At 43.0% G+C, this 25,631-nt stretch carries 23 protein-coding genes; 16 read left to right on the top strand and 7 right to left on the bottom strand.

From position 1 onward, the window contains the following. A partial coding sequence (locus tag M595_RS22935; protein WP_023068894.1) for an AIR synthase-related protein occupies positions 1–1,645 on the top strand: 1,645 nt, incomplete at its 5' end. A 64-nt stretch (positions 1,646–1,709) separates the two neighbouring features. On the opposite strand, the gene M595_RS22940 is transcribed toward M595_RS22935, so the two are convergent. The 4 genes from M595_RS22940 to M595_RS22955 form a co-directional block, all read right to left on the bottom strand. After that, a complete protein-coding gene (locus tag M595_RS22940) occupies positions 1,710–2,768 on the bottom strand; it encodes a macro domain-containing protein (protein WP_023068910.1) in 1,059 nt (352 codons plus the stop codon). Positions 2,769–2,770: 2 nt separating this feature from the next. Further along, on the bottom strand, positions 2,771–3,361 hold the full coding sequence (locus M595_RS22945) for a DUF4433 domain-containing protein (protein ID WP_040484541.1): 591 nt from the start codon (positions 3,359–3,361) through the stop codon (positions 2,771–2,773). Between the two features lie 80 nt (positions 3,362–3,441). Next, positions 3,442–5,814: a VIT domain-containing protein gene (locus M595_RS22950; protein WP_023068913.1), complete on the bottom strand. Its 2,373-nt coding sequence runs from the start codon at positions 5,812–5,814 to the stop codon at positions 3,442–3,444. A 122-nt stretch (positions 5,815–5,936) separates the two neighbouring features. Further along, complete coding sequence (locus tag M595_RS22955) at positions 5,937–6,317, bottom strand: after-VIT domain-containing protein (RefSeq protein WP_023068905.1); 381 nt, start codon at positions 6,315–6,317, stop codon at positions 5,937–5,939. 314 nt (positions 6,318–6,631) lie between these two features. Between M595_RS22955 and M595_RS22960 the strand changes: the two genes are divergently transcribed. From M595_RS22960 to M595_RS22975, 4 genes are all read left to right on the top strand, one after another. Next, positions 6,632–10,894 (top strand): UvrD-helicase domain-containing protein, encoded by a 4,263-nt coding sequence (locus M595_RS22960; RefSeq protein ID WP_023068911.1) that lies wholly within the window; start codon positions 6,632–6,634, stop codon positions 10,892–10,894. 105 nt (positions 10,895–10,999) lie between these two features. Continuing rightward, positions 11,000–11,362, top strand: coding sequence for a rhodanese-like domain-containing protein (locus M595_RS22965; RefSeq protein ID WP_023068898.1), 363 nt, complete (start codon positions 11,000–11,002; stop codon positions 11,360–11,362). Between the two features lie 140 nt (positions 11,363–11,502). After that, positions 11,503–12,756, top strand: a complete 1,254-nt coding sequence (locus M595_RS22970) for an FAD-dependent hydroxylase (RefSeq protein ID WP_023068902.1) — start codon at positions 11,503–11,505, stop codon at positions 12,754–12,756. 33 nt (positions 12,757–12,789) lie between these two features. Further along, positions 12,790–13,830, top strand: coding sequence for an ABC transporter substrate-binding protein (locus tag M595_RS22975; RefSeq protein WP_023068901.1), 1,041 nt, complete (start codon positions 12,790–12,792; stop codon positions 13,828–13,830). 146 nt (positions 13,831–13,976) lie between these two features. Here M595_RS22975 and M595_RS22980 read toward each other — a convergent pair whose 3' ends face one another. The 3 genes from M595_RS22980 to M595_RS22990 form a co-directional block, all read right to left on the bottom strand. After that, complete coding sequence (locus tag M595_RS22980; RefSeq protein ID WP_023068914.1) at positions 13,977–15,383, bottom strand: NAD(P)(+) transhydrogenase (Re/Si-specific) subunit beta; 1,407 nt, start codon at positions 15,381–15,383, stop codon at positions 13,977–13,979. Beyond that, entirely contained in the window at positions 15,380–15,676 is a 297-nt protein-coding gene (locus M595_RS22985; protein ID WP_009787842.1) for an NAD(P) transhydrogenase subunit alpha part 2, read from the bottom strand. Before M595_RS22985 ends, M595_RS22980 begins: the two co-directional genes overlap by 4 nt. A 270-nt stretch (positions 15,677–15,946) precedes the next feature. Further along, positions 15,947–17,092, bottom strand: coding sequence for a Re/Si-specific NAD(P)(+) transhydrogenase subunit alpha (locus M595_RS22990; RefSeq protein WP_023068900.1), 1,146 nt, complete (start codon positions 17,090–17,092; stop codon positions 15,947–15,949). Between the two features lie 295 nt (positions 17,093–17,387). Between M595_RS22990 and M595_RS22995 the strand changes: the two genes are divergently transcribed. From M595_RS22995 to M595_RS23035, 11 genes are all read left to right on the top strand, one after another. Continuing rightward, on the top strand, positions 17,388–17,897 hold the full coding sequence (locus M595_RS22995; protein WP_023068906.1) for a DUF2808 domain-containing protein: 510 nt from the start codon (positions 17,388–17,390) through the stop codon (positions 17,895–17,897). Between the two features lie 148 nt (positions 17,898–18,045). Then, positions 18,046–18,183: a 50S ribosomal protein L34 gene (gene rpmH, locus M595_RS29635; RefSeq protein WP_023068895.1), complete on the top strand. Its 138-nt coding sequence runs from the start codon at positions 18,046–18,048 to the stop codon at positions 18,181–18,183. Between the two features lie 61 nt (positions 18,184–18,244). After that, positions 18,245–18,652: a ribonuclease P protein component gene (rnpA, locus tag M595_RS23000; RefSeq protein WP_023068897.1), complete on the top strand. Its 408-nt coding sequence runs from the start codon at positions 18,245–18,247 to the stop codon at positions 18,650–18,652. Then, positions 18,624–19,007, top strand: a complete 384-nt coding sequence (locus M595_RS23005) for a PH domain-containing protein (RefSeq protein ID WP_023068903.1) — start codon at positions 18,624–18,626, stop codon at positions 19,005–19,007. Before rnpA ends, M595_RS23005 begins: the two co-directional genes overlap by 29 nt. Positions 19,008–19,242: 235 nt before the next feature. Further along, on the top strand, positions 19,243–20,415 hold the full coding sequence (gene yidC, locus M595_RS23010) for a membrane protein insertase YidC (RefSeq protein ID WP_040484543.1): 1,173 nt from the start codon (positions 19,243–19,245) through the stop codon (positions 20,413–20,415). An 8-nt stretch (positions 20,416–20,423) separates the two neighbouring features. Beyond that, positions 20,424–20,900, top strand: a complete 477-nt coding sequence (locus M595_RS23015; RefSeq protein ID WP_023068892.1) for a Jag family protein — start codon at positions 20,424–20,426, stop codon at positions 20,898–20,900. Positions 20,901–20,953: 53 nt separating this feature from the next. Beyond that, on the top strand, positions 20,954–21,457 hold the full coding sequence (locus M595_RS23020) for a YceD family protein (protein ID WP_023068896.1): 504 nt from the start codon (positions 20,954–20,956) through the stop codon (positions 21,455–21,457). Positions 21,458–21,538: 81 nt separating this feature from the next. After that, complete coding sequence (locus tag M595_RS23025) at positions 21,539–23,065, top strand: Ycf46 family AAA ATPase (RefSeq protein ID WP_023068893.1); 1,527 nt, start codon at positions 21,539–21,541, stop codon at positions 23,063–23,065. Between the two features lie 31 nt (positions 23,066–23,096). Next, positions 23,097–23,582 (top strand): SH3 domain-containing protein, encoded by a 486-nt coding sequence (locus M595_RS23030; RefSeq protein ID WP_238987126.1) that lies wholly within the window; start codon positions 23,097–23,099, stop codon positions 23,580–23,582. A gap of 459 nt (positions 23,583–24,041) precedes the next feature. Then, complete coding sequence (locus M595_RS31915; protein WP_009787568.1) at positions 24,042–24,218, top strand: hypothetical protein; 177 nt, start codon at positions 24,042–24,044, stop codon at positions 24,216–24,218. A gap of 110 nt (positions 24,219–24,328) precedes the next feature. Further along, positions 24,329–25,631: peptidoglycan-binding domain-containing protein (locus M595_RS23035; RefSeq protein WP_152983620.1), on the top strand; the 1,303-nt coding region annotated here is incomplete at its 3' end.

Here is a 25,631-nt window from a genome sequence, read left to right on the forward strand (position 1 = left end):
AGAGAAATCTTTGGTTGAAGCCTGTTTGGAGGCGTTTAAAACCGGGGCGGTGGTGGCGGCCCAGGATATGGGGGCGGCGGGGATTACCTGTTCGACTGCGGAAATGGCTGCAAATGGGGGCGTTGGGATTGAATTAGACTTAGATAAAATCCCGGTTCGCGAAACGGGAATGGTGCCTTATGAATATTTGTTATCTGAGTCTCAGGAACGAATGTTATTTGTAGGGCAAAAAGGGCGGGAACAGGAATTAATTGATATTTTTCATCGCTGGGGACTGCAAGCGGTTGTGGCGGGAACGGTAATCGAAGAATCGATTGTCAGAATATTATTTAAAGGAGAAATTGCCGCAGAAATTCCAGCAACAGCTTTAGCAGATAACACGCCAATTTATGATCGGGAACTGTTAGCCGAAGCCCCAGAATATGCCCGTAAAGCTTGGGAATGGACGGAGGATTTATTACCGCCTTGTACGGTTTCGGGGATTAACATTCAAAATACTTTTAAAACCTGGAATGAAATTTTATTCGCGTTGTTAGATACGCCCAGTATTGCGTCTAAACGTTGGATTTATCGACAATATGATCATCAAGTTCAAAATAACACGGTTATTTTACCCGGAGGCGGAGATGCGGCAATTGTGCGGTTACGTCCAGTTAATTATTTTGAGAATCAGACAAAAGTAGACTATAAACGGGGCGTTGCGGCGACGGTTGATTGTAATTCTCGTTATGTTTATTTGAATCCCTACGAAGGGGCGAAAGCGGTGGTTGCAGAAGCAGCAAGAAACCTGAGTTGTGTCGGTGCCGAACCCATTGCTGTTACCGATAATTTGAATTTTGGCAGTCCCGAAAAACCTGTCGGATATTGGCAGTTAGCAGAAGCTTGTCAGATCGGAAGAGCTGAGGCTTGTGGAGAGTTTTCAACGCCTGTAACGGGGGGGAATGTTTCGCTTTATAATGAAACGCTAGATGCACAAGGAAATCCCCAGGCAATTTATCCGACTCCGGTAATTGGAATGGTAGGGTTAATTGCTGATATTTCTCAAACTTGTGGGTTGGCTTGGCAAAATGAAGGGGATATTATTTATCTGTTAGGATTGGGTCAGTTTGAAGCAGAAGAAAGCGAAAATGATGCCAGATTAAGTTTAGGCGCTTCGGAATATTTAGCTCAAATTCATCATATTATTGCTGGGAAACCGCCAGAAGTGGATTATGATTTAGAACGGAAAGTACAAGCCGTTTGTCGGGAAGGAATTCGGAAAAATTGGGTGAATTCTGCCCATGATTCTGCTGAGGGAGGGTTGGCGGTTGCGTTAGCGGAATGTTGTATTAATGGGGAGAAAGGGGCGACAATTAATTTGGGAATAGATTCGCTTTTACAACGACGTTGGGATAGGATTTTATTTGCAGAAGGCGGAGCGAGAATATTGGTTTCTGTGAGTCCTCAAAATCAAGCAAACTGGGAAAGTTATCTGCAACAACAGTTAGGCGAAAAAGGGGAATTTTGGCACGATTTGGGGAAAGTTGAAGGAGGTTCGGCACCGTTGAAAATCTTGGCGGGGGATGAGTTAACGTTGGTTGAAATGGGGGTTGTTGAAATGAAAGACTGTTATTTCAATGCTATTGAACGCCGGATGCGCTCGTAAAAAAATTGTAGGTTGGGTTGTTTTGAGTTTGTTTGGTATCCTCAACCCAACCTACATCTACAGCCTACTTTGCCAGCTTGAACTCTAATTGCTGATGCACCTGATCTGATACCGCAATATATCTGACAGGATGTGTAAGCTTTTTAACTTTCCCAAGCCTCTCCGCTTCTTTCAACCAATTATTTACAAGGCTTTTAGGGAGTTTGAACATTTCCGAAATCTCCTCTTGTGTCCGCTCTGTGCTGAGAGCTTTTTCTAAATAGGGCAGGATTATAAAGAAAGCATCATAATTTTCATTGGAAGACAAAGTATTTGCATTACTCGGTTCTTTGCTAATGCCTATGGCTTCTGTTTGAGAACTTAATTGATTAGCAGGTTCTTGCGGTTTCTCCTCAACAGAAATTATGTCGGAAGTCTGAAGTTGCAATGTATTAGCAGAACTCGATTTATCTTTCTCAATCTCATATTTAGATACAATTGTATATAATAATTTGAATATATCCTTGTAGGTTTGCTTGCCAACACCTTCAATTTTTCCTAACTCTCTAAATCTTCTAATGGGCAAAGCATCAATTATTTTTTTTCTAATGTCAGATTTTATATTAAATTCCTTATCCCATCCTGAACTCTCAATATTGTTGATTAAATTAACCATTGCTCCCTCTGTACCTGTTGCTTCATCTTCTTGATCTAAACAGATAAACACATCAATATCGAGGTTTTGCAAGTATTTTTCCATTAAAGGGGATACATCAGCCCATGCAAGTCCACCATTGCTACATCCCAACTTAGGAAAAGCAACAGAAGTAATTCCGCCTCTTTTATAGTTGGTGGCAAAATACTTTAGACCTTCTTCTATCCATTCAATTTTAGAGGGATACCTCCAATGATTCTTTGTAGGAAAGTTAAGAATCCAAAGCCTCTTATAATTTCTATAAAGATAAGGCTTGCCAACCTTAACCTCTTTTTTCTTACATCGCTCTACATAGTCTCTTTCCATTTCTGGAAATCTTAGCTGAAACTCTAAAGCTAACCCCGCACCCATGACGCCAACGCAGTTAATTGTGTTAACAATCGTTTGTACATCAACGTTAAAAACTGTAGTATCAGTATAATGCAGCATGGTCAGAAATATAAATCTGGATTTACTCTTCCTATAATATCGGTTTTCTGTTTGGCGGCAACAATGCTATTTCTGTGTTTCTCGGAACGACAGAATATTGCTTTAATTTTATTTGGTGCTACTGTTGGATAAACAAGTATCTCTGCACACTTTATGCGTTTGCCATCTTCCGAATCATTCCAATATTTCGCCCAAATTACATTCCACGGCAATTGGTTAAGCATTTGTACACCCCGATAAAACCGAGTCTCTCTAGCCGCAGCATTTCCATCAGAAAAAATAACATTCGCTTCTAATAAAAGTTGTGGATCAATTCCTAAAATAACAATGTCATCTTGATATTGTATTCTCTTATACAGCATTGGATTTCTTGGTGAAAAATATAGGGGAACATATTCATGCAACAGTATATTATCGACTGTTCGATCAGCCCTTCTATCTTGAACATCTGGCTCGGAGATATCTACTTGTATCAATCCTCGTCTATAGGCTTCATTATGTGATAATAATCCATTCCTAATGATGGAAGCAAGATTATTTATGTGGGTCATGTGATATAAGTATTCAATACCGTACTCTTGAAGGATGTCCATGAGGATTAATCAGAAGTTTTTGTTAACCCTTTGTCATTAGTAGTAGGTTGGGTTTCGTATCCTCAACCCAACCTACAATTTTAGGAATTAATCCGCAATTTGATAACGATTTGTTCGCTAACTGAACTCGGAACTTTCCAAGATTTAAGGTGTTGGACAATCCGCTTAATCAATATTTTGTGATTGAGCGTAGAAGCTTTTTCATCAAGTACAACCTGCTGAACCCGACCCTTTTTAACTTGCAATTCAAACACCAACTCACCTTGAGATTTAGTCGAAATTTTCAGGGTTGTTAAGTGTTGCTTTAATGACTCAGTTTCAGCCTCCTCTAATCCTGTCGTTTCTAGAATTTCGATTGAAGAATAGGTAGCAAATGAAGAATCGCTCACTGATTCTTCTACTCCCCTTTCTCTTTCTTGAGTCATAAAATTGGATGAACGATCCAAAGTAGGTGCAGAAGGTGCGCTTGCTGCGGCTGGCATCATCATACTGTCAAAGCTGGAAAAATCAGCATATGTAGAAAAATCTGTCTCCTCTTCATAATCAACCGGTTCACGAGCTATTGAACGAGAAACCGACCGAGCCATCATTTTGGGTACAGGCATACTACGCGCCGCCCCAACAGTACGCCGATAACTAACACCTTCGGGCATTTCTAGGGGAACTTCAACAGAAATTGTCTTTCCATCTGGGTCAACCCGAACGTCATCGCTAACCGCCACAAATGCGGTGTATTGCGATAACAATTGATAGGTTAAAGCGGTGTCTGTAACGGCTTCTACATTCGATTTTGTCTCGTAGCCTAACATCTGATTCGTCAGGTGTTTAATGCGCTGGCGTCCCCACAATTGGGCGATCGCCACATTTCCCGCATTTGAGAAATCAATTAAAAAGGTTTGTTCGTAGGGGTTTCCATTGGCAATTTTTCCCGTAACTTTTAAATTCCCCGCAGCAGAATCAACCTTTCGCCCAAACAAAACTAAAGGCTGTTCGGCAAATAAATCGGGGGCAATTTCGGGGTAAATTTCCGGGGTTTCTCCGTTACATTCCCACCGAATATTAATGTCAGTTAAAACGGGGTTGTTAATTTGTCGGAAGAACTTTTCAGCGACTTCTTGAGTCGGTTCATCCTGACGAACAACCCGAGAAATTCCCCGACCAATTTCGGCTATGCGGTTAATTAAAAACCGATTCACCGAACCACCTACACCAAAACTGTACAGGCGATTTCCGGGTTTTAAGTTGTCTTGAACTTCCGATAAAACAGCGTTTTCATTCCCGATATAACCGTCGGTTAACAGCACAATACTCCGCAACCGCCCGGTAACTTCGGGAAATTTTAACACTTCCCGAATTCCATTCAAGAGTCGTGTTCCGCCATTAGCTTGCAGTCGATTAACGTAGTTTACGGCGAGGGTGCGGTTTTCGGGACTGTTGGCTAACGGCGTTTCTGAAAGTTTGCGGGTTGTATGGGCAAAATCCATAATGTTAAAGGTATCATTTGGATTTAACCCGTTAATAAATCGCCGCATTAACTCCTGACATTTGAACAGAGGATCGCCCTGTTGCGAACCGGATGTATCCATCAAAAACAGAACGTCTTTGGCGACAATTTCATCGGTTTTGTACTCTATTGCGGGAATGAAATATAAAGCAAAATGTCCGCCTCGTTCGTCGGTTTGAGTTAATACCGTTGCTTGGGTATTGTCTCCAGAAACTTGATAGCGGAGAATTAAATCTTTGTTGGGAATGGTATCTTGGTTATCGAGTTTTACGGTAACAATTTCACCGTTTTCTGTGATATTAATTTGATGGGAAGTTGAACGAACTTGGGAAATCGGTAAACCCGCATTAATTTCAACAGTTACGCCGATATCTTGACCCGAACGGGTTCCGGGTGGAACAATAGGTGGGGTGATTTTAGACGCATCAGGAACTTGGTCTGTATCCCCGCTTTCATCAATGGCTTGACCGGGAATATAGCGCGGCCCAACGACCATTGGAAAGACAAATTCATAATCCCCTTTTTCAAATTTCAGGCTATCGCTATAGCGAATAATCACTTCAATTTCTTCGCCTGGTTTGATATTGGCTAAAGATTGGGTAAAGATATTATCTCGCTGCTGTTCAAGTAAGCCTGCGGTACGTCCTTGCTGTTTGGCGGTTTGGTAAATTTGTTGGGCTTCTTCCCGTTTTTTGATATTACCTTTGATAATGCGATCGCCGATTTTGATCTCCATCTGATCGACTGCGGCTTCATCCGGTAAAGGAAAAGTATAAACCGCCTCCATCGGTTGTGTTAAAGGATTTTCAAAACTTTGTTTAACTTCAACACGAGATAAATTTCCGCAAATCTGGGCGAAGACTTCGGTATGTTTGAGAGGAAAGGTTAAAGGAATATTATCAGGAGATTTTGCGGTAATTCCACCAGTAACGGGTGGGGATGCTGGCATGGGAGTAGCCCTCCAAATTGGAACAATTTATAGCGTTTTGTTAGACTTCAGATTGAAATTTCCATTTTTCGGAAGTAAATGACCCTGGTTTGAATTAAATTTTGTTAAGTTCCGAAGAATACTTAGGAATTGATATGGATTTTGAGGGTTAAGAGGTCACAGTCACCAGGGGGGACTTGCCAATCTTTGAGCGCAGTTTGAATCATTTTGATGATTGTTTTTTTATTAAGTGTAGAAGCTTGTTCATCCCATACGACTCTCCTAATGCGTTCTTTTTTAACTTGTAATTCAAACACCAACTCACCCATAAATCCGTCAGGAATTTCGAGATTTTTTAAATGATTTTTCAACGAGTCAACTCCTTTTGCATCTAATCCGGTAACATCAATCACCTCAAGGGGGCCAGTCATGGCGGAGAAAGATGAATATTTCAGCAACCAATCCCTTGTCTTTGACCAATCTGCAAAGCAGACATCAGGGGCGCTCATAAAAGATACAGGCATAAACAAAGACCTCATTTATTCACGGCTGCTAACGATAGTCGGGGTCTGAGTGACCAATAGAGACATCACAGATCCTCCCTAATTCCAATATTCACAACCTATTGTGAGATATCAAGCTAAAATCGTTATTTTTAGTAAACAAACCTGCTGAAAATGGTTAATTTTTATTACGTTTGTCTCTCTTATTTTAGCATCAATCACTGATAACAGAAGGGTTAGAACCGTCCCAACGGTCAAAGATGTTTGAAAACTGTCAACTTGATCTAGCACAATGACTAAATAGGGCATTGACTGGCGTTGGCGGAAGGACACTTATGTATATTTACACCACCCCTCGGTTTGATGAACAAGCGAGGCAACACGGCATTCAAAGTCAGGTGGCGGAACTTTTGGTCGCAATCAAGACTCAAGGGATTACTGCTGTAGAAGCTTTGTTTGAACGCAACTATCCTTATTTGAAGCGACCTGTCCGCAATTTGCGACTGGTGGGGAAGATTTTGCGAGTTGATAATTGGGAAGTGTTGTGTCTACTGGAAGTGTTCACCCGAGGGGGCAAAGAATACGAAGCGTTTCTGAGAAATCCCGAAGAATACGGTCAACTCCACCTCGAACCTGCTGTTAATTTTCAACAGTTGGATGTTAGTTTAAAAGCCCAACGAGAAGAACAACACTCCGTTACCCGTCGTCAACCGTTACCCGAGAAACTCTATCATCTTTGGCTAGAACGTCCGAGTTGGGCAAGAAATACGGCTGATATTATTATTTGTGAAAGTGAAGTTTGGGTCAACCAATTTAAGCAACGAGATATTCAACTTCAGTGGAAGACTTACCACGAAATTATTACCAATTTAGTGGGAGAAAGTAAGTTTAATAATGGAATTAGCCGTCAGGAAACCAACTGGTTAAATATTTATCTCTGTGGAAAACCCAGTGAACATCGCTATATTTTGTATAGTTTGGTGGAAACCGTTGATCTTCCCCATCGAAATGTGTTGTTTTTGTTAGCAACTTTTGATCGAGATCCCGCATTAACTGAACTTGCAGAAGTCGGTCAAGTGACTCATGTTTTTACCCCTCAAAATACCCAAACTCTGTTTTCTCAAAATGTCACTTTTGATAATTTATCTCGTTATACTCGTCGTTCATATCCCGCTTATTTGATTTTAGATGGAGACGTTTGGTTAGAACTTGAACAAGAAGCCGGGATTAATTTAGCCCTTTCGGTAGAAGAAGAAGAAATTCTACATGAACTTTCGACGACTGAACATAATACTCACTCTTTACCTGTTTTTATTAATGGACGGGCTGGAAGTGGCAAGTCAACGATGTTAGTTTATTTATTTGCGGATTATTGCGATCGCTATCAAAAATATTATCTAAAAAACAAACCTAAAAAAGATCAAAATCTTTTTAACCCTTTGTTTTTAACCTACAATGAAAAATTACTATCTAAAGCCCAAGAAGCGGTTGAAAAACTTTTAAACAATCATCATAAATATGTTCTAGATACGAATAATTATCGAGACGAAAAACCTTTAATTAACAATTGTTTTAAGTCTTTTCAACAATTTTTGCTCAATCAACTTCCGCCTGAATATACTATCCACTTTGATCCTGATAAATATATTTCTTTTTACGATTTTCGTCAACATTGTAGCCGTAGACACAGCCGTTATTCTCCAGAGTTATGCTGGCATATTATTCGCACCTTTATCAAAGGATATACCCTCACCGGACAACAAGAAGGGTATATGACTCCAGAAGATTATGAAGAAGTTCCGAGACGAGAAAGAACAATTTCTCTGGATGTTTTTAAAGCGATTTATAAACAGGTGTGGTCTTGGTATCATCAACTCACAACTCGAGAAGGATATTGGGATGATCAAGACTTAATTCGCAAGGTGTTAAATTTGCAATGTTTCGAGTCTAAATATACAGCAATTTTTTGTGATGAAGCCCAAGATTTTACCAAGTTAGAATTGCGGTTAATTATGCAGTTATCCGCCTTTTCACAATGCGATTTATATCCTCCGGTTCACAGTTTACCTTTTGCGTTTGCGGGTGATCCATTTCAAACGTTAAATCCGACTGGGTTTCGTTGGGATAGTGTTAAAGCGACTTTTTTCGATCAAGTGATTGCGGTTCTTGATCCCAGTCATCAGTTAAACTTGAACATGACTTTTTATGAACTAGAGTCCAATTATCGTTCGAGTTTATCTATTGTTAAAGTCACGAATTTAATTCATTTATGGAGACATCTTTTATTTCAAATTCAGGAACTAAAACCCCAAGCCGCTTGGCAACCTTACACCGACTCCAACGAACCCCAAAAGTTTATTTTTTGTCAACGGGGATTTTCCGCAGAAACGTTAAAACGTCATGTTGAAAATTCTCCAATTTTTATCGTTCCTTGTGAAGCGGGAGGAGAACTTCAATATGTTAAAAATGATCAATTTCTGGCGAGTTTATTTCCGCAAGTCAATGAAGAAAATCCGCCTAAAAATGTTTTAAGTGCAATTCAAGCCAAAGGGTTAGAATTTCCCTTGGTAATATTATATAAGTTTGGCGAACAGTTTTCCCAAGAATTTCAGCGTCCAATTTGGGATTATTTAGGAAATCAAGAAGATCATCCATTAGAGTTAGAATACTTTTTTAATAAACTCTATGTGGCGGCGAGTCGAGGAATGTCTGATTTAATTGTGATTGATACAGAAGCCGGAGATCATTTCTTATGGCAATATGCCACTTCTGATCAGACTCATAACCTAGAAAATTGGTTACAACAAACCGAAGATAAAAGCCTTTGGGAAAACGCGATTGGTGGATTCCGTTGGGGTGATAATTTAGGAGGATTAGATCGAGATAATCGAGAGTCTCAGGCGAAAGAATTTGCCGAAAATGGACGCAGCCAAAAAGATGCAACCTCTCTGCGACGCGCCCAACAATTTTATAGCGAATTAGGCAACTTAGAACAAGCAGATTTATGTCAAGCTTGGGCGTTAAAATTTGAGAAACAATTTCGTGCAGCCGGAATCCTCTTTTTACAACGAGGCAAACAAAAAGAAGCTTGGAATTGTTTTTGGGAAGGAACCTGCTGGCACGCTTTAATGGATTGGTATCAACAATTTCCTGAACAAAAATCTCTAGAACGTTTTCTGGCTGAATTTATGGCACAAACGCCTAAAACCCTCGACACGATTCAAACATTTACTAGCTTTTTAGAAGAAAATTTAACAAATCGGTTACTTGTAGAAAATCGCCTGGTTAAACCCTGGAAAGTCACCATACAAGAGTATAGCCGCCAAATTCGTAATTTAATGCGGGAAAAAAACTTAAAAAAAGAGAATTGGCAACGATTTGGTGATATATTAGAAGGGTTAGATGAAGCAAAATATCATGGATTACTAGAGCTAGCAGGAGATTGTTTTTATCGCGCTCAAAATTTGAGACGGGCGGTGCGGTGTTGGCGCGAAAGTGGGGCGACAAAAAAACGAGAATATAATCTCGCTGAAGCTGAATTACTGGGCTTTCCCGAAGGATTTCCTTACTTAGAAAAAGTCGGTGATTATCAACGAATTGTCAGAGAGTGGGAAAATGCAGGAAAACCGGGAACACAACAATGGTTAAAATATATTGACTGCATCGGACAAGCATTAGAAAAACAGCATCGACAGAAAGATTGGGTTGAATATTTGATTCGGACAAAACGTTGGGTTGATGCGATCACTGCGATTGAAAAATCTCCGAAACCTGAAGCCATTAAGTTTAGATTTGAGATCGTTCGACAATTAGCCCGTTCGAGTTTAACTGCCGAACAAGCGCGAGAATTTCGCAGTCGATATGTCAATCTAATCGAAAAAGTATTATCTTATTCTCAGTGGCAAAAATATCTTTCTATCGAAGAAATTGGCATCGCTTTAGAACGAGTTGGAGAATTAGTTCCCACGCTCAGATTTTACGAAAAATTTGTCAATTCTGATCAACCCCAATTCAGTCAATTTGCCCGTAAACGATGGATAGCCACGAAACTAAAACAACAAGATTACGCCAATGTTGCTGAACCAAAAAGAGCCGCAGAAATCGCCCGAGAAATTGCTCGCAAAGCCTATGATTGGGTGATAATTCCTGGGGAAATTTCAGCCGAACCGCCCCGTTTAGAAGTTCAGGGAACTTTGACACCGACACCGGGAAAAGCAGAAGAAAAACCGACTGCTGCTGCGTCTGATGCTGATGTAGGAATTGTTGGATTACCACCAGGTACAAAAATTAAACTGATTGATAGTGAAATTAAAATTTACAGTTTTAAAATTGCTCATCTAGAGGTGAAGCGAGTTCGACGGGGATTAAATCTTTGGGTATTGCTTCGAGATACTGACACCTTATCAGAGTTGCAAGTGACAATTGATCGCAAACGCAGTCGAATTAAAGTCGGAAATGTGATGATTGATGCTTTTGATGGTCATCAACTTCGTTTTAGTAGTCCAGAGAGAGACTATAAAGGAATCGTGTTCTACAGTCGTGAACAACCCCGCATCGAATTGCAAATTCGAGGAATCACTAACAAAATTTACCTTTAAAATATAAATGAAGAAGCAATCTCAACTGCAATTGCGGCATTTTTCTCTACAATTGATCTGAGATTGACAATCATTGTTTACTTACGCTAAAGGTTGATTCTGCTCATGTCCGAGTCGTTTTCCTATCAATCCATCCCCGAAATTACAGTTGAAGAGTTAGCACACCGTCTACAAGCGGAGTCAGCTAAAAACCTACAACTGGTGGACGTTCGTGAACCTCAAGAGGTAGAAATGGCACAGGTTGATGGATTTCTCAACCTACCCTTGAGCGAATTTAGCCAGTGGTCTGAACAAATTCACAGTCGCTTAGATCTCGAAAAAGAAACCCTGGTAATGTGTCATCATGGAATGCGATCAGCTCAAATGTGTCAGTGGTTGATGCGTCAGGGATTCACGAACGTCAAAAATATCGCCGGAGGAATTGATGCTTATTCCATTCTCATTGATTCTGAGGTTCCTCGGTATTAAATGAGATCCCACCGGATAAGTTTGTCCTAAACTTCTCACCTCACCCCTTCTCAGTTCCCTGACCGTGCGAAATTTGAGATTTTCAGTAACAATACAATAGGTACAAATTCTTCATTCTTTGATCAATAAATTCCTTGATTATGCTTCTTGAGCAGCGTTCACAAACAAAAACCCAATCCTTACAGCCGTCTCAGCTTAACCTGGACTATGACTTAGCCATTGTCGGTGGCGGTATTGTCGGGGTGACTCTCGCCTGTGGACTCAAAAACTCTCCTCTGAAGGTGGTTTTGATTGAACCCCAACCCAAAGCAGTCGCCATCCGTCGCCGACAAGCTTACGCCCTGACGCTGCAAACTGGACGCATTCTCCAAGGAATTGGAGTCTGGGACGAAATATTACCCAAAATTACCACATTTAATCAGATTAGTCTCAGCGACAGTGATCATCCCAATGTGGTTCACTTTCAACCTGAAGATCTCGGGACAGAGGGGTTGGGTTATGTCGGTGAACATTCGGTGATCCTAGCCGCAATGCACGATTTTCTGGACTCCTGTGAAAACGTTTCTTGGCTGTGTCCGTCTCAAGTTGTCAATGTTGATTATCAGCCAGATTTTGCCGAAATAGAGGTGGAAGCGGAGGGAAATACCCAAACTCTGCGAACTCAGTTGGTAATTGCTGCGGATGGTTCGCGATCGCCATTGCGTCAAGCGGCGGGAATTTCAACCTATGGCTGGAAATATTGGCAGTCTTGCATCGCCATGACGATCAAAACTGAAAAATCTCACAATAATGTCGCCTTTGAACGGTTTTGGCCAAGTGGCCCAATGGGGGTGTTACCTTTACCTGGAAACCGTTGTCAGGTGGTGTGGACGGCACCTCACGCCGAAGCCCAAGCCTTGAAAGATCTCGATCAAAAAGCGTTTTTAGAGTTGCTGGAATATCGCACTGGCGGGCTTTTGGGTCGTTTAGAATTGGAAAGCGATCGCTATGTGTTCCCAGTGCAATTGATGCAAAGCACCCGCTATATTCAATCTCGACTTGCTTTAGTGGGGGATGCAGCCCATTGTTGTCATCCGGTTGGTGGCCAGGGCTTAAATATGGGCGTTCGGGATGCTGGGGCGTTGGCTCAAGTTCTCCGTCAAGCGGCTCAAAACGGTGAGGATATTGGACAGCTTCGCGTTCTCAAACGATATGAAGGTTGGCGTCAAACCGAAAATTTAGTAATTTTAGGATTCACTGATTTTCTAGATCGAATGTTTTCTGGGAATTGGCGACCAAAAGTTACGATTCGTCGGTGGGGATTATGGAGTTTGCAGAAGGTTAAACCGTTGCGGTATTTAGCGTTACGCCTGATGACGGGGTTATTGGGTCGCTCAATTCATCCTCAACATTAATGTTTAGTTCTCTACTCTTTTTATCGTTTTATTGTGTTCAATAGTCGTCGAGATTTTCTCAAAAAATCAAGTTATTTGAGTACACTTTTACTGTTGGGAGGGTTTGGAGAAGATTCTCAACCTGCTCAGGTTTTAGAAACACTCAATCCAACCTCTCTACATTCATTTACCCTACAGTTAGATTGGAAATATAACGTTCAATTTGCAGGAGTGTTACTTGCAGATTATTATCAACTTTACCAAAAAGAGGGATTGAAAATCAACATTCAACCCTGGGATTTTGGTCTTGATATCTTAGATGTTGTTGCCGAAAATCCAACTGTTTTAGGGTGTGCTGAACAAGATGTAATTTTAGCCGCCCAAGCTGCCGGAAAACCCATCAAAGCCATTGCCACCATGTTTCAAACTTCGCCTTTGGGTTTGATGTCAATGCCCGGTAATAATATTACATCTTTGCATGATTTAGTGGGGAGAAAAGTGGGTATTCATGGGGATACTCAAAAAGTTATGGACTTAGTGATGGGGTTCAGTCAACTTTCGTCAGACGAGATTGAAGTTATTGATATTTCCTATGATGAAAAATACGATAAATTGTTAACGGGAGAAGTCGATGCAATCCAATGTTATCTCGTCGATGAACCGATAGGCTTTGCTTATCAAACTGGAATTGAACCCACAGTTATTCGTTTGAGTGATTATGGTTATGATGCTTACGTTCAGACAATTTTTGCTCATTCTTTTTTGTTAGAAACCCAACCAGAACAGGTAAAAGCGTTTCTCAAAGCAACCTTTCAAGGCTGGAAAATCGCCCTAGATAATATTCCCCGTGCGGCGAAAATCGTTGTCGAGAATTATGTTAACCCGAAAAGTAAATATAACAATTTAGACTACCAAACTCAGTCTTTAAAATTAATTTCAAACTATATTACTTCGGGAGAAAGTTTAGATCAACCCTTGGGCTTAATTTCACCCGAACGTTGGCAAAGCATGACAAAGCGTTTAGTTCAATATAATATTATTAAAAACGCCCCAAACCTCTCCGATTCTATCGACTTATCTCTGTGGTCAGTCTAAAGATAACTTCAATTCAAAATTGAGATCAAACTCCGAAAGAGTAAATAAATAATCCCCCATACTACTACTTAACCTGAGTACAGGGGATGCTTCTGACCTAGCTAATATTTCTGTAGTCGATCAGCTAGATTAAATTCAACCATAAACTAGAGTTGTTTCACTTCAGAAACCAACTTGGCAACCGCATCTTTAGCACTGCCAAAAAGCATCATGGTTTTTTCCTTGTAGAATAGACCATTATCCACACCTGCAAAACCAGTATTGAGACTACGCTTAATCACAATCGTGTGTTTTGCCCGATCAACTTCTAGAATCGGCATTCCAAAGATAGGGCTTTTTTGGTCTTCCCGTGCAGCCGGGTTAACCACATCATTCGCCCCAATCACCAACGCCACATCCGTCTGTTCAAACTGAGGGTTAATGTCATCCATATCGTACAACTGAGGATAAGGAACATTCGCCTCAGCCAACAATACGTTCATGTGTCCGGGCATCCGTCCCGCTACAGGGTGAATCGCATACTTGACCTCAACACCCAAACCCTCTAACATATCGACCAATTCTTTAACCGAATGTTGGGCTTGAGCAACCGCCATCCCGTAACCGGGAACAATCACCACAGAACGAGCATAACCCAACATCATCGCCCCTTCTTCGGGGTCAATCGTACGAACAGACTTATCCGTTGTACCACCGCCACCTGCAACCGTAGCACTGGTCTCACCCGTACCAAATCCGGCAAACAAAACGTTTGTCAGCGGACGGTTCATGGCTTTACACATGATGATGGTCAGGATAATACCGGATGCACCCACCAACGCCCCTGCAATAATCAGCAGGTTATTCATCACGACAAAACCCGCCGCACTTGCCGCCAAACCCGAGAAAGAGTTCAACAGAGAGATGACAACAGGCATATCGCCGCCACCAATGGGAATCACGAACAATACCCCTAAAACGAGGGAAATGCCCACAATACCCAAAAATACGGGTAAATTGAACGGGGAGAAACAGATGTAGACACTACCCGCGAGAAACGCGATCAATAATGCAATGTTGAAGGGCTGTTGCAAAGGGAAAGTGATCGGAGAACCGCTCATAATCCCTTTGAGTTTGGCAAAAGCAATCAAAGACCCTGTAAAGGTCACACCCCCAATTAACACCCCTAATACAGCCGTAATGGTCGTTGGTAGAGGAGGCGTTTGGGCAGCAGACAAGAACCGCCAAAATTCACCAACTGCAATCATCGCCGATGCAGCACCCCCTAAACCGTTGAATAGACCCACCAGTTCCGGCATTGCGGTCATTTCAACTTTATAGGCGGTGATCGCACCAATCACTGATCCGATGACAATCCCCACAAAAATCATTTCATAGTTGAGGACTTCTTCATTGAGCAAAGTTGCAACAATGGCGATAAACATCCCCACCGCAGCCCAAAGATTTCCACGACGGGCGGTTGCAGGTGAACCCAACTTCTTCAAGCCGAAGAAAAATAGGGTAACAGCGACCAAGTAGCTTAACTGTATGCCTGTTGGCAAAAACTCGCTCATACTTTAGCCTCCTTTTTCTTGAACATTTGCAGCATTCGATCTGTTACCAAGAAACCCCCGACAACGTTAATTGTTGCCAGTACAACGGCGATTAAACCTAAAATTACAGTCACGTTCCAATCCCGTTCTCCGGCGATGATTAACGCCCCTAAAACGGCGATACCGGAAATTGCATTTGCACCCGACATCAGGGGTGTGTGCAGTGTCGGTGGAACTTTAGTAATCACTTCAAACCCGGCAAAGGTTGCCAGGACAAACACAAATAATGCGGAAATTAGGGTTTCTGCTGTCATAATCTTTCTAGAAATTAGCGGTTAGTGGTTGCGCGAAAAGCCCAAATGTTGGGTGTCAGGAGTCGTGAGGTCGTGAGGTCGTGAGGTCGTGAGGTCGTGAGGTCGTGAGGTCGTGAGGTCAGGAGTCAGAAGTTTAGAAGTCAAGAGTTTAGAATTGCCTCTTGCTAGCTTGCCTCTTGCAAGATTGCCTCTTGCCACATGACCTGTTCCCTATTCCCTATTCCCTATTCCCTATTCCCTGTTCCCTGTTCCCTGTTCCCTGTTCCCTCCTTACTGAGTCACCGTAACGCCAAGAGCATCTTTAACTCGTTGAGAGCGAATTTCACCGTTGTGAGTGACACAAGCCCCGTCAATGATGTCATCCTCAAAATTGAGCGTGAGTTCACCTTCAGGGGTGGTCATTAGCTTCAACAAAGCGTTTAGGTTCTTAGCGTATACTTCGCTGGCGTGGAGAGGCATCGAAGACGGTAAGTTAATCGGGCCGACAATAGTGACCCCATGTTTTAGCACATCTTTTCCCGCTTCGGTACATTCACAGTTACCGCCTTGAGAAGCCGCCAAATCCACCACAACTGATCCCGGCTTCATTTGAGTCACCATCTCCTCTGTCACCAACACGGGGGCTTTCCTACCCGGAACTTGAGCGGTTGTAATTACGACATCAGAAGCAGCAACATGAGTGGTGAGAACTTCACGAGTATGTTGTTTAGCCTTTTCTGAGAGTTCTTTGGCATAGCCGCCTTCGGCTACAGTGTCTTCTTCGAGGGTGACATCAACAAACTTCGCGCCTAAGCTTTGGACTTGTTCCTTAACTTCGGGACGAACGTCAAAAGCCTCAACAACAGCACCCAAACGACGAGCGGTGGCAATGGCTTGTAAACCTGCAACACCCGCCCCCATGACTAATACTTTCGCCGGACGAATGGTACCGGCCGCAGTGGTAAGCATCGGGAAATATTTCGGCAGAGTAGCAGCGGCAATCAAAACCGACTTGTAACCCGCGAGGTTTGCCTGAGAAGACAAGGCATCCATACTTTGGGCGCGACTTGTCCGAGGAATCATTTCCATACTGAAGGCGGTGACTTTACGCTCACTCAGCTTTTGGACTAAGCTTGGATTGCCCAAAGGATTTAAAAAGGCAATTAGAATGCTACCTTCGCGCAGTTTTTCAGTTTCGTGGTCTTCAAAATTGCCCACTTTGAGGACAATATCGGCATCACGCCATAGGGTGGCCGTATCGCCAATCACTTTGACCCCGACTTCTTCGTAGGTAGCATCAGAGAAAAATGCCCGTTCACCTGCTCCGGCTTCAATCCAAACTTCAATTCCTTGCTTGACGAGTCGAGCAGCTACATCGGGCACCAGGGCAACACGGCGTTCATCTACCTGAATTTCTTTTGCGATCGCTATCTTCATGTCATAAACTCTCCTTATGCAGATGTGTTTTTCAGTTAACAGTTACGCAGTTACCCGTTACCCGTTTTTCTAGCAAACAGTTAGCCAGGTTTTGTAGCTTATTGTGTTCGATTTGCGTAATGGGTGAAATTAACCTCCAATGGACACAACTCGACACCACCCTCTGAGTTGTGTCACAATAACTTCCGTTCCTTGCATCGTAAATCGGATATTGACAAAGCGTTTCGTATCTTTAACTTGTTTTTATCTAGTTCAGGGTTTTCTCATAAAATTTCACTTAATTAAAGGAGTCTGTATGCGCCGTTTTTTTTCAAGTCTTGCACTGACTGGTGTCTTACTTGGCAGCCTTCCGATCCTCAGTTTTGCTCAAGGAACACCTGGAATTACCTTGTTTGGCGGGCCTGAACAGGCGAATATGCTCAACTTCTATCTGCAAAGCGGTCAAGCAGGTCGTTGGGATCGGTATAAACTGAGAATTCCCGCCAATAAGCTGAATTTGGCGGTTGCCCTGATCTCAATTACTTATCCGGAGTATTACAAGGGCAAGTTTGACCCCGATAAGATTGAAGTGCGGATTCAAGGCGAATCGGTTCCCTTAGAAGAAGTGGTTTGGGATGCTGATAATAATTTTATCGAGATTTACCCGACTGAACCGATTCCGGCCGGTAACAAGTTGGAGATTGTCATGTCTAATGTTAAAAATCCGACTTTTGGGGGAATGTTTCATTTTAATGCCAATATCCGCACCCCCGGAGATGTTCCCCTTCTACGCTATGTGGGAACTTGGGTATTGAGTATTGACTAACGTCGATTGGGAGAACTTGACTCTATTCTATCTTCGTTGAGTCTGTGGGTTTGTGGGAAATCTCGCCAACTCTAAGTCTTTTTGAGTCGAGTTGAATGTGCTAAGATTAGCGATTGGGACTTTTTTGGAAAGCTAAAAATCAAGAACAATGGCTCAACAAACCTTAAAGGGAACGAACCGCAAGAAAAAAAGAGTATCGGGGTTTAGAGTCCGGATGCGAACAAAAAACGGTCAATCGGTGATTCGATCTCGTCGTAGAAAAGGACGCGCTCGTTTGTCTGTGTAAACTTAATAACTCAAGCAAAACAAGGCTGAACAGCCCACTGTATTCTTGAGATTCTGGTGCGATGTTACCCAAAGATAACCGACTCTGGCATCCCCAAGACTTTAAAGCAGTTTACGCTCGTGGAGTGCATCGCAAGACTTCTCACTTAACGCTGAGGGCATTACGATGTTCTCCTCAACCGGAAGATCAGATCTCCGAGATCTCAAATCAGACGCAGCGAGCAACCCGGATCGGGATTTCCATCAGTCAAAAAGTCAGCAAACGCGCTGTGGTTCGCAACCGAATTAAACGACAAATTCGAGCCGCTTTCCGTCAACTATTATCAAAGCTGTCGAGCGGTTGGGATATTGTGATCGTTGTTAAGCCAACAGCGATAGAGTGCAATTATGCCAAATTTCTGCAAGAATTAGAACAGTTGTTGGTACAAGCAGAGGTAATCAATGAGTATTCGGGAGGAAACATTGTATGAGGGTGGCCCCCATGTCGGAGACCTGATTATCAATTTATTAGTTGGACTAACGATTATCGGACTGCCCCTTGCTGTCGGTTCTGTGGTCAGAGCCTTGTGGTTGCGTTACCGGATTACAAACCGTCGTGTTTCAGTCACCGGAGGCTGGATGGGACGCGATCGCACCGATATTGTCTACTCGGAAATCGTAAAAATTGCTAAAGTGCCGCGTGGACTCGGACTTTGGGGAGATATGGTTCTCACCCTCAGAAACGGAAGTCGCCTAGAACTCCGCGCACTCCCTAGATTTAGAGAAATCTACGAATTTATTGAAGAAAAAATTGCTTTAAAAGCGGATGCGTCTCGGGGAAATTAGGGTTAGAAAAGATTTTTGTCAAAATCCAAGATCAAAATCAACACCGTTAACTCACTAACTTCTTCCCCAATTTCAAGGCACGCATCAAAAATTAGGCTCAGGAAACACTCAATCTTTTACCCATATGGAGAAAAGAGACGTGACCCGATGAACCTGTTAGGGCTTGCATCCCGCTTTTTTTGGTAAATTAGTGATTAAAGACTCGTAAGCAGATTTAGATTATCTCATAAGACGAATGGACTTTGGTATTGGGTTTCTCTCAAACAACATTATGTTGCCGATCCTAGACTTTTTCTATGGGATCGTGCCGAGCTACGGTTTAGCGATCGTAGCCTTAACGCTAGTCATCCGCTTTTCTCTGTACCCTCTAAATGCAGGCTCAATCCGCAATATGAGGCGTATGAAACTGACTCAGCCATTAATGAAAGAGCGAGTCGAGAAGATTCAGCAACAGTACAAGGATGACCCCGTAAAACAACGCGAAGAAATGAGTCGCGTCTATAAAGAACTGGGAAACCCCTTGGCTGGATGTTTTCCGCTGGTGCTTCAGATGCCGATTTTGTTCGCCCTATTTGCCACCCTGCGAGGATCGCCTTTTTCGGATGTCAGCTACACCGTGGATGTGGACATCTTTCCTCGCGAACAGATGGAACTGATTCAACCGGCCGCTTATACAACAAAAGCACAAAACGTCTATGTCGCCGATGGCGTTCACTTTTCAACTGTGGCGCTGCTACCGGGTGGAAATCGGATGGTGGTGGGGGAAAAAACCCCGATTGAATTTGAAACCGCTCAAGGTGAATCCCTAGAAACTAAACTCGAAAACTATCCCGATTCCAAGCTAACTCCAGTTTGGACGATCACGAAGGGAGAAGAAAAAGTCAAGATTGATGACCAAGGCAATATCATTGCCCTCGCTCCCGGACAGGCAACCATCCAAGCATCACTCAAAGGAATTGCAGCCGACAAAGGCTTTTTGTTTATTGACGCTTTAGGTCGCGTGGGTGCTTTCGATGAAGATGGAGTCATTCACTGGGATATTGTCGGCATGATTTTAACCTTTGGAATCAGCCTCTATCTAAACCAAGTTCTATCTGGACAAAGTAACACCGCCTCGAGTGGAAATCCTCAACAGGATACTATCAATAAAATTACTCCAGTTTTGTTTACGGGAATGTTCTTCTTCTTTCCCCTTCCGGCAGGTGTGTTGTTATATATGCTAATTGCCAACATTTTCCAGACAGCACAATCTTTTATCCTGTCTAGAGAACCCTTACCTGAAAATCTTCAGAAAATCGTCGAAGAAGCGAATCTAAAAACGGCGAAAGCTACCCCTTCATCTGACGGGGGAAGTGGAAAACGATCTGCACTTCCTTTTGAACCGGGAAGTTCTAAAAAGAAAACATGATGCAAACAATGGACGAAGATCAGATACAACAGGGCAAAGAATGGCTAGAGGAACTGTTAAAAGTCGGAGCGCTTCCCTCAGCCGTTCAAGTCTCTCAAGAAGATGACAGTTGCTGGTTAACGATGAGTGAAAGCAACCTCTCTCCCCAACAAATTGCCGCCCTCACAGGCCCTAGTGGTGAGGTCTTAGATGCGATCCAATACTTGATTAACACCGTTGTTAATTTGGGTCTAGAAGAGGAGGAAAAAGCCGCTTACACGATTGAATTAAACGGATATCGAGTTCGTCGTTATCAAGAACTCAGTGCTTTAGCTGAAAATGCGGCAAAACAAGTTCATCAAACCGGAGTCGAACTAGAAATCAAGTCTCTTTCCTCCGTCGAACGTCGTCTGATTCATAACATCTTGAAAGACAGCGAAGAGATTGAAACCTACAGTCGAGGACAAGAACCTGATCGTCGGCTGGTGATCAAGGCTAAAAGTTAGAAACTCAGCATTCCACGTATTAATCAATGTCTAGTCCTGGGAGTAGCAGCCTTATGGATGCCATCTACATCCCTCACCTGTTAAAAGCACCTCAACGCAGTCTGGAGTTTCAGTTTGAGGAATTTCTCCCTGAACTCGAAACCCTGACCCCCGTTCGAGGTCGGTTAAAGGTGACTCACAAAACAACCTACATAGAAGTTACAGCTCAAGCGGAAACCATCGTTACTCTGACTTGTCATCGGTGTCTAAAACAATATAACCATCGCTTAAAAGTGGAGACATCCGAAATGATTTGGTTGGATGCTTCGGCTCATCAAGCTCATCTGAATTCCTTGGATGTAGAAATCAGTGTCGAAGACTTGGTGGAAACCCTTTCCCCTCAAGGAGATTTTGATCCCGCCGACTGGTTATATCAACAACTGTGTTTGCAAACCCCCTTGCGACAACTGTGTGAGGGACCTTGTGAACCGCCTCAGTCTAGCACCAATACCCCTTCAGACAGCCCGCTCGATAGCCGATGGGCGGCTTTAGAAGCTCTCAAACACCAATTGGGGTAAGTTCACTGTGATCATTGCTCAACCATTGTTAGAAAAAAACCTAAAATTGCTGAAGTCGAACAAGCAACCCCCAAAAGTCTGATGAGCAAATTTAGTGAGGAGTTGGAGTTACTCCTACGATCGCGCTACTCCTTAATTTACATCGCGACCCTAGAAGAAGAGCGGATTGAACTGACCATCAAACAATCCGCTAAACAGCAAGGAAATCGACCTGTTTATATTTGGGATTTTGTCGAAGGCTATCAAGAAGGGAATCCCAACGATTTAGGATTCGGTTGTCGTAATCCTTTACAGGCCCTAGAATTTGTCGAAAAACTGGCTGACTCTAGTCCCGCTATTTTCATTTTACGAGACTTTCACCGCTTCCTCGATGACCTTGCCATTTCTCGTAAACTTCGCAATCTCGCTCGACGCTTGAAGTCTCAGCCGAAAAATATTATTCTCCTCTCACCCCAAGTTGTCATTCCTCCCGATTTGAGTGAAGTCTTAACTGTTCTAGAATTTCCCTTACCGGATCGTCTGGAAATTCAAGCCGAGGTTCAACGGTTATTGGCGGCGACGGGATATTCGGGAGAGGTCAGTCAACTTGATGAAATGGTGCGCTCTTTTCAAGGTTTGTCGATAGAACGTATTCGCCGGATTTTAGCCAAAGCGATCGCCACTCACGGAGAAATCCGTCTTGATGATGTGGATCTGATTTTAGAAGAAAAACGACAGACTATCCGCCAAACCCAGATTCTCGACTTTTACCCCGCTCAAGAAAATATTTCTGATATTGGGGGCTTAGACAACCTCAAAGATTGGTTATTGCGGCGAGGGGGTGCTTTTTCTGAACAGGCGCGACAATACGGCTTACCCTATCCTAGAGGATTGTTGCTCGTGGGAATTCAGGGAACCGGAAAATCCTTAACGGCAAAAGCGATCGCTCATCATTGGCATCTTCCCCTGTTACGCTTGGATGTGGGACGGTTATTTGGGGGGTTAGTCGGAGAGTCAGAATCGAGAACCCGACAAATGATTCAACTCTCAGAAGCGCTCGCGCCTTGTGTGTTGTGGATCGATGAAATTGATAAAGCCTTTTCTGGAATGAATAGCCAGGGAGATGCCGGAACCGCGAATCGGGTTTTTGGAACGTTTATCACTTGGCTGGCTGAAAAAACTTCACCTGTTTTTGTGGTGGCAACAGCTAATAATATTCAATCCTTACCTCCAGAAATTTTGCGGAAAGGACGATTTGATGAAATCTTCTTTGTGGGTTTACCTTTTCAGGAAGAACGTCAAGCCATTTTTGAGGTTCATTTATCAAAACTACGACCTCATGGGATCAAAAACTATGATTTTAACCGTTTAGCCTATGAAACTCCTGATTTTTCAGGGGCGGAAATTGAACAAATTTTGATTGAGGCGATGCACATTGGCTTTAGTCAGAATCGTGACTTTACCACCGAGGATATTTTAGAAGCCGCTAGTCAAATTGTTCCCCTGGCTCGTACCGCTCAAGAGCAAATTCAATTTTTGCAACAGTGGGCGGCAGCCGGAAAAGCTCGTCTTGCTTCTCGCAATAGTAATTTAAGTCCTCGCTTTCAAGGTGAAGATTTTAAGGTATAGTTAAGGTCTTAAGTTTTCCTGTATTCTGTTGATGTCTGATCGCTCACCCCTGACGATTTCTCATTCACCTATGAGCTTGTACAATCTCCTCAAGTTTTTAGTCGGGTTTTTTTTAGCAATTGTGATTCTTGCAGGTGCTAGCGTTGCGGCGGCTCTCTATTTTGCTGCTCGGCTGACTGAACTTCCCGAACGACCAACTTTTGAAAACGATACTTCACCAACGGCTCAAACGGCTAGTACCCCCCCGAAACCGACTACTCCAAAACCGACTCCGACTCCTCCTGCGGCCCCGAAGTTACCAGAGGGAGCCTATCGAGCGGTGGTCGTACAGCCCATTGGTTTGATTTTACGAGATAGTCCGAGTTTTGAAGCGACTCGAATTGGGGGTGTGGGTTATGAGGAAAAGGTGATTGTTCTAGAAGAAAGTGAAGACAAAAATTGGCAACGTGTTCAGGCAGAAGAAGATAGTAACCGGGTGGGTTGGGTGAAAGGAGGTAACACCGAAGCTCTAGAATAATCCGATTATTATTGAGATTTTTTTCAGCTTTTCGGAAAATTTTCGGAACTTAAATTATTATAGAGACACGATTTTTTCGTGTCTTTTATCATATAAAAATGTATATAGCACTACGCATTTAAGTTAGGACATTTCTAGATCCTAAAACCCTTTCACAGTCTACTGTTCCCTGTTCCCTAAGATTGCAAACTAAGTCTCGCCGGAAACCGCCGGGCCGCAAGGCAAGCGCTGTTCCCTGTTCCCTAGCGCGTAGCGCTATAACTTGACAATTTTTTATTAAATTTTAATATTTGTCGAATAGTTTTCTAGGTAAATCAACAATTATGTTAAGAAAGTTGGACAAAAATCAATCTTAATTGCAATGATAACCGGATCATGTCCACAGAGAGAGTCTAGGTGTTACGGTTATTAAACACATCCCAAATGACTCCTAAAAAAATCTGATTCTGGAAATAACAAATGTACAAAAAAGATTCAAAAGGCGATCCGGTCGTTGCAGTTGTAACGGCTGCCTTAGGTGCTGGGGTAGCAACTTCCTTTGCGGTTAGTCAAGGTCAAAGTCCCTTTGTTGCTTTAGGAATAACAATATTCGCTGCAACTGTTGCTTTTGTGATTGATCGAGCAGGTTTGGTCTAAATTAAAACGACCTGAGAATTGATCCTTAATATAGAATAGAACAAACGATAAGTCAGAGGCTGATAGTCTTTGACTTGTTGTTTCCATAGATTTTTTTCGCACCTGAAATTATGATGGACTCTTATGCTTATCTTCATTTAGCAGTGGCTTGTGAAGACCCTCCTGAGTTCCAATTTAAAGCACCTACCTGTATTAATTGGAAACAGTTTTCATCTCTAACTTACCCCTATTTTTTATCTCTAGCTGTACTCACCACAGCCTTAACCCTACCTCAATCTGCTGTTGCTCAGTTAATTACACAAGGTAGTCGCGGAGCAGAGGTGAGTGCGATCCAGCAATCTTTACAATCTCTTGGTTTTTTTAATGCAACCGTAACCGGATATTATGGCCCAATTACTCGGGATGCGGTGATTCGGTTTCAGCAAGCCAACGGACTTTCTGCCGATGGTGTTGTTGGCCCCAATACCTTAGCGGCTTTAGGACTTGCGACTAATCCCAACCCTGAGCCTCCTCCCCTGGGCCGCGCGGCGATCGGTTTGGGTCAGGGAGATAGAGGCCCCGGAGTGACAGATTTACAAACCCGTTTGCGTCAACTGGGTTACTTTAGTACCGAACCGACAGGCTTCTTTGGTTCAATTACCCAAAATGCGGTGATTCGTTTCCAGCAAGCCAACTTAATCCCCGCTACCGGGTTAGTCAGTGAAGAAACGCTAGTTTTTCTCAATAATCGGGTTCCCACCTTACCGGGAAACCCTACACCTTTGCCTTCGGGAGTCCTCCAACAAGGAGACACCGGGCCTGCTGTGGGTGTCCTCCAACAACGACTTTTCCGGTTAGGATTTTATAACGGAGAAATCACTAACTTTTTTGATGCTCGTACAGAGCAAGCGGTGATTCGTTTTCAGCAAGCTTATAGAATTCAACCCACCGGACAAGTTGGACCGACAACGGTGAGTTATTTGATTCAGGCGACGGGAGAAGGTATTCCTTCAGTTCCGACAACTCCTGTGGCTACTCCTCCCCTTCCCTTGAGATTAGGCGATCGCGGAACCTCTGTCAGTTTGGTACAGCAACGACTCCGGGTACTAGGTTATTATAATGGCTCGGTAAACGGGATTTTTGACTTAACGACTCGACGAGCTGTACTTGCTTTTCAGCAAGATTATGGTATATCTCAAACTGGAGTGGTCGGAGCCACGACTCAATCTTATTTAATCAGTGCTGTTCCACAGGTTCAGCCGAGAGTAGTTTCTCAGGTGCCGAGTTTTGGCATTCCTCAAGGTCGCCCCATCGGGGGAATTGCTCCAGTTAATCAACCTGTTAATCAACCTGTTAATCGGCTTATTGCTCAAGGTCGGCCTTTGAACCCTGCTCCTTTGAATCCGACTCCTTTTGCTCCTGTTCCTCAAGGTC

Origin of the sequence: Lyngbya aestuarii BL J, from assembly GCF_000478195.2 — a bacterium.
Taxonomy (GTDB): Bacteria; Cyanobacteriota; Cyanobacteriia; order Cyanobacteriales; family Microcoleaceae; genus Capilliphycus; species Capilliphycus aestuarii.

Coding starts and splice junctions, on each gene's coding strand:
- M595_RS22980 (WP_023068914.1), bottom strand. CDS start 15,383: ATGAGCGAGTTTTTGCCAACAGGCATACAGTTAAGCTACTTGGTCGCT.
- yidC (WP_040484543.1), top strand. CDS start 19,243: ATGGACTTTGGTATTGGGTTTCTCTCAAACAACATTATGTTGCCGATC.
- M595_RS23020 (WP_023068896.1), top strand. CDS start 20,954: ATGGATGCCATCTACATCCCTCACCTGTTAAAAGCACCTCAACGCAGT.
- M595_RS22985 (WP_009787842.1), bottom strand. CDS start 15,676: ATGACAGCAGAAACCCTAATTTCCGCATTATTTGTGTTTGTCCTGGCA.
- M595_RS22995 (WP_023068906.1), top strand. CDS start 17,388: ATGCGCCGTTTTTTTTCAAGTCTTGCACTGACTGGTGTCTTACTTGGC.
- M595_RS22950 (WP_023068913.1), bottom strand. CDS start 5,814: ATGCCAGCATCCCCACCCGTTACTGGTGGAATTACCGCAAAATCTCCT.
- M595_RS23030 (WP_238987126.1), top strand. CDS start 23,097: ATGTCTGATCGCTCACCCCTGACGATTTCTCATTCACCTATGAGCTTG.
- M595_RS31915 (WP_009787568.1), top strand. CDS start 24,042: ATGTACAAAAAAGATTCAAAAGGCGATCCGGTCGTTGCAGTTGTAACG.
- rnpA (WP_023068897.1), top strand. CDS start 18,245: ATGTTACCCAAAGATAACCGACTCTGGCATCCCCAAGACTTTAAAGCA.
- rpmH (WP_023068895.1), top strand. CDS start 18,046: ATGGCTCAACAAACCTTAAAGGGAACGAACCGCAAGAAAAAAAGAGTA.
- M595_RS22965 (WP_023068898.1), top strand. CDS start 11,000: ATGTCCGAGTCGTTTTCCTATCAATCCATCCCCGAAATTACAGTTGAA.
- M595_RS23015 (WP_023068892.1), top strand. CDS start 20,424: ATGGACGAAGATCAGATACAACAGGGCAAAGAATGGCTAGAGGAACTG.
- M595_RS22960 (WP_023068911.1), top strand. CDS start 6,632: ATGTATATTTACACCACCCCTCGGTTTGATGAACAAGCGAGGCAACAC.
- M595_RS22990 (WP_023068900.1), bottom strand. CDS start 17,092: ATGAAGATAGCGATCGCAAAAGAAATTCAGGTAGATGAACGCCGTGTT.
- M595_RS22970 (WP_023068902.1), top strand. CDS start 11,503: ATGCTTCTTGAGCAGCGTTCACAAACAAAAACCCAATCCTTACAGCCG.
- M595_RS22940 (WP_023068910.1), bottom strand. CDS start 2,768: ATGCTGCATTATACTGATACTACAGTTTTTAACGTTGATGTACAAACG.
- M595_RS22945 (WP_040484541.1), bottom strand. CDS start 3,361: ATGGACATCCTTCAAGAGTACGGTATTGAATACTTATATCACATGACC.
- M595_RS22955 (WP_023068905.1), bottom strand. CDS start 6,317: ATGCCTGTATCTTTTATGAGCGCCCCTGATGTCTGCTTTGCAGATTGG.
- M595_RS23005 (WP_023068903.1), top strand. CDS start 18,624: ATGAGTATTCGGGAGGAAACATTGTATGAGGGTGGCCCCCATGTCGGA.
- M595_RS23025 (WP_023068893.1), top strand. CDS start 21,539: ATGAGCAAATTTAGTGAGGAGTTGGAGTTACTCCTACGATCGCGCTAC.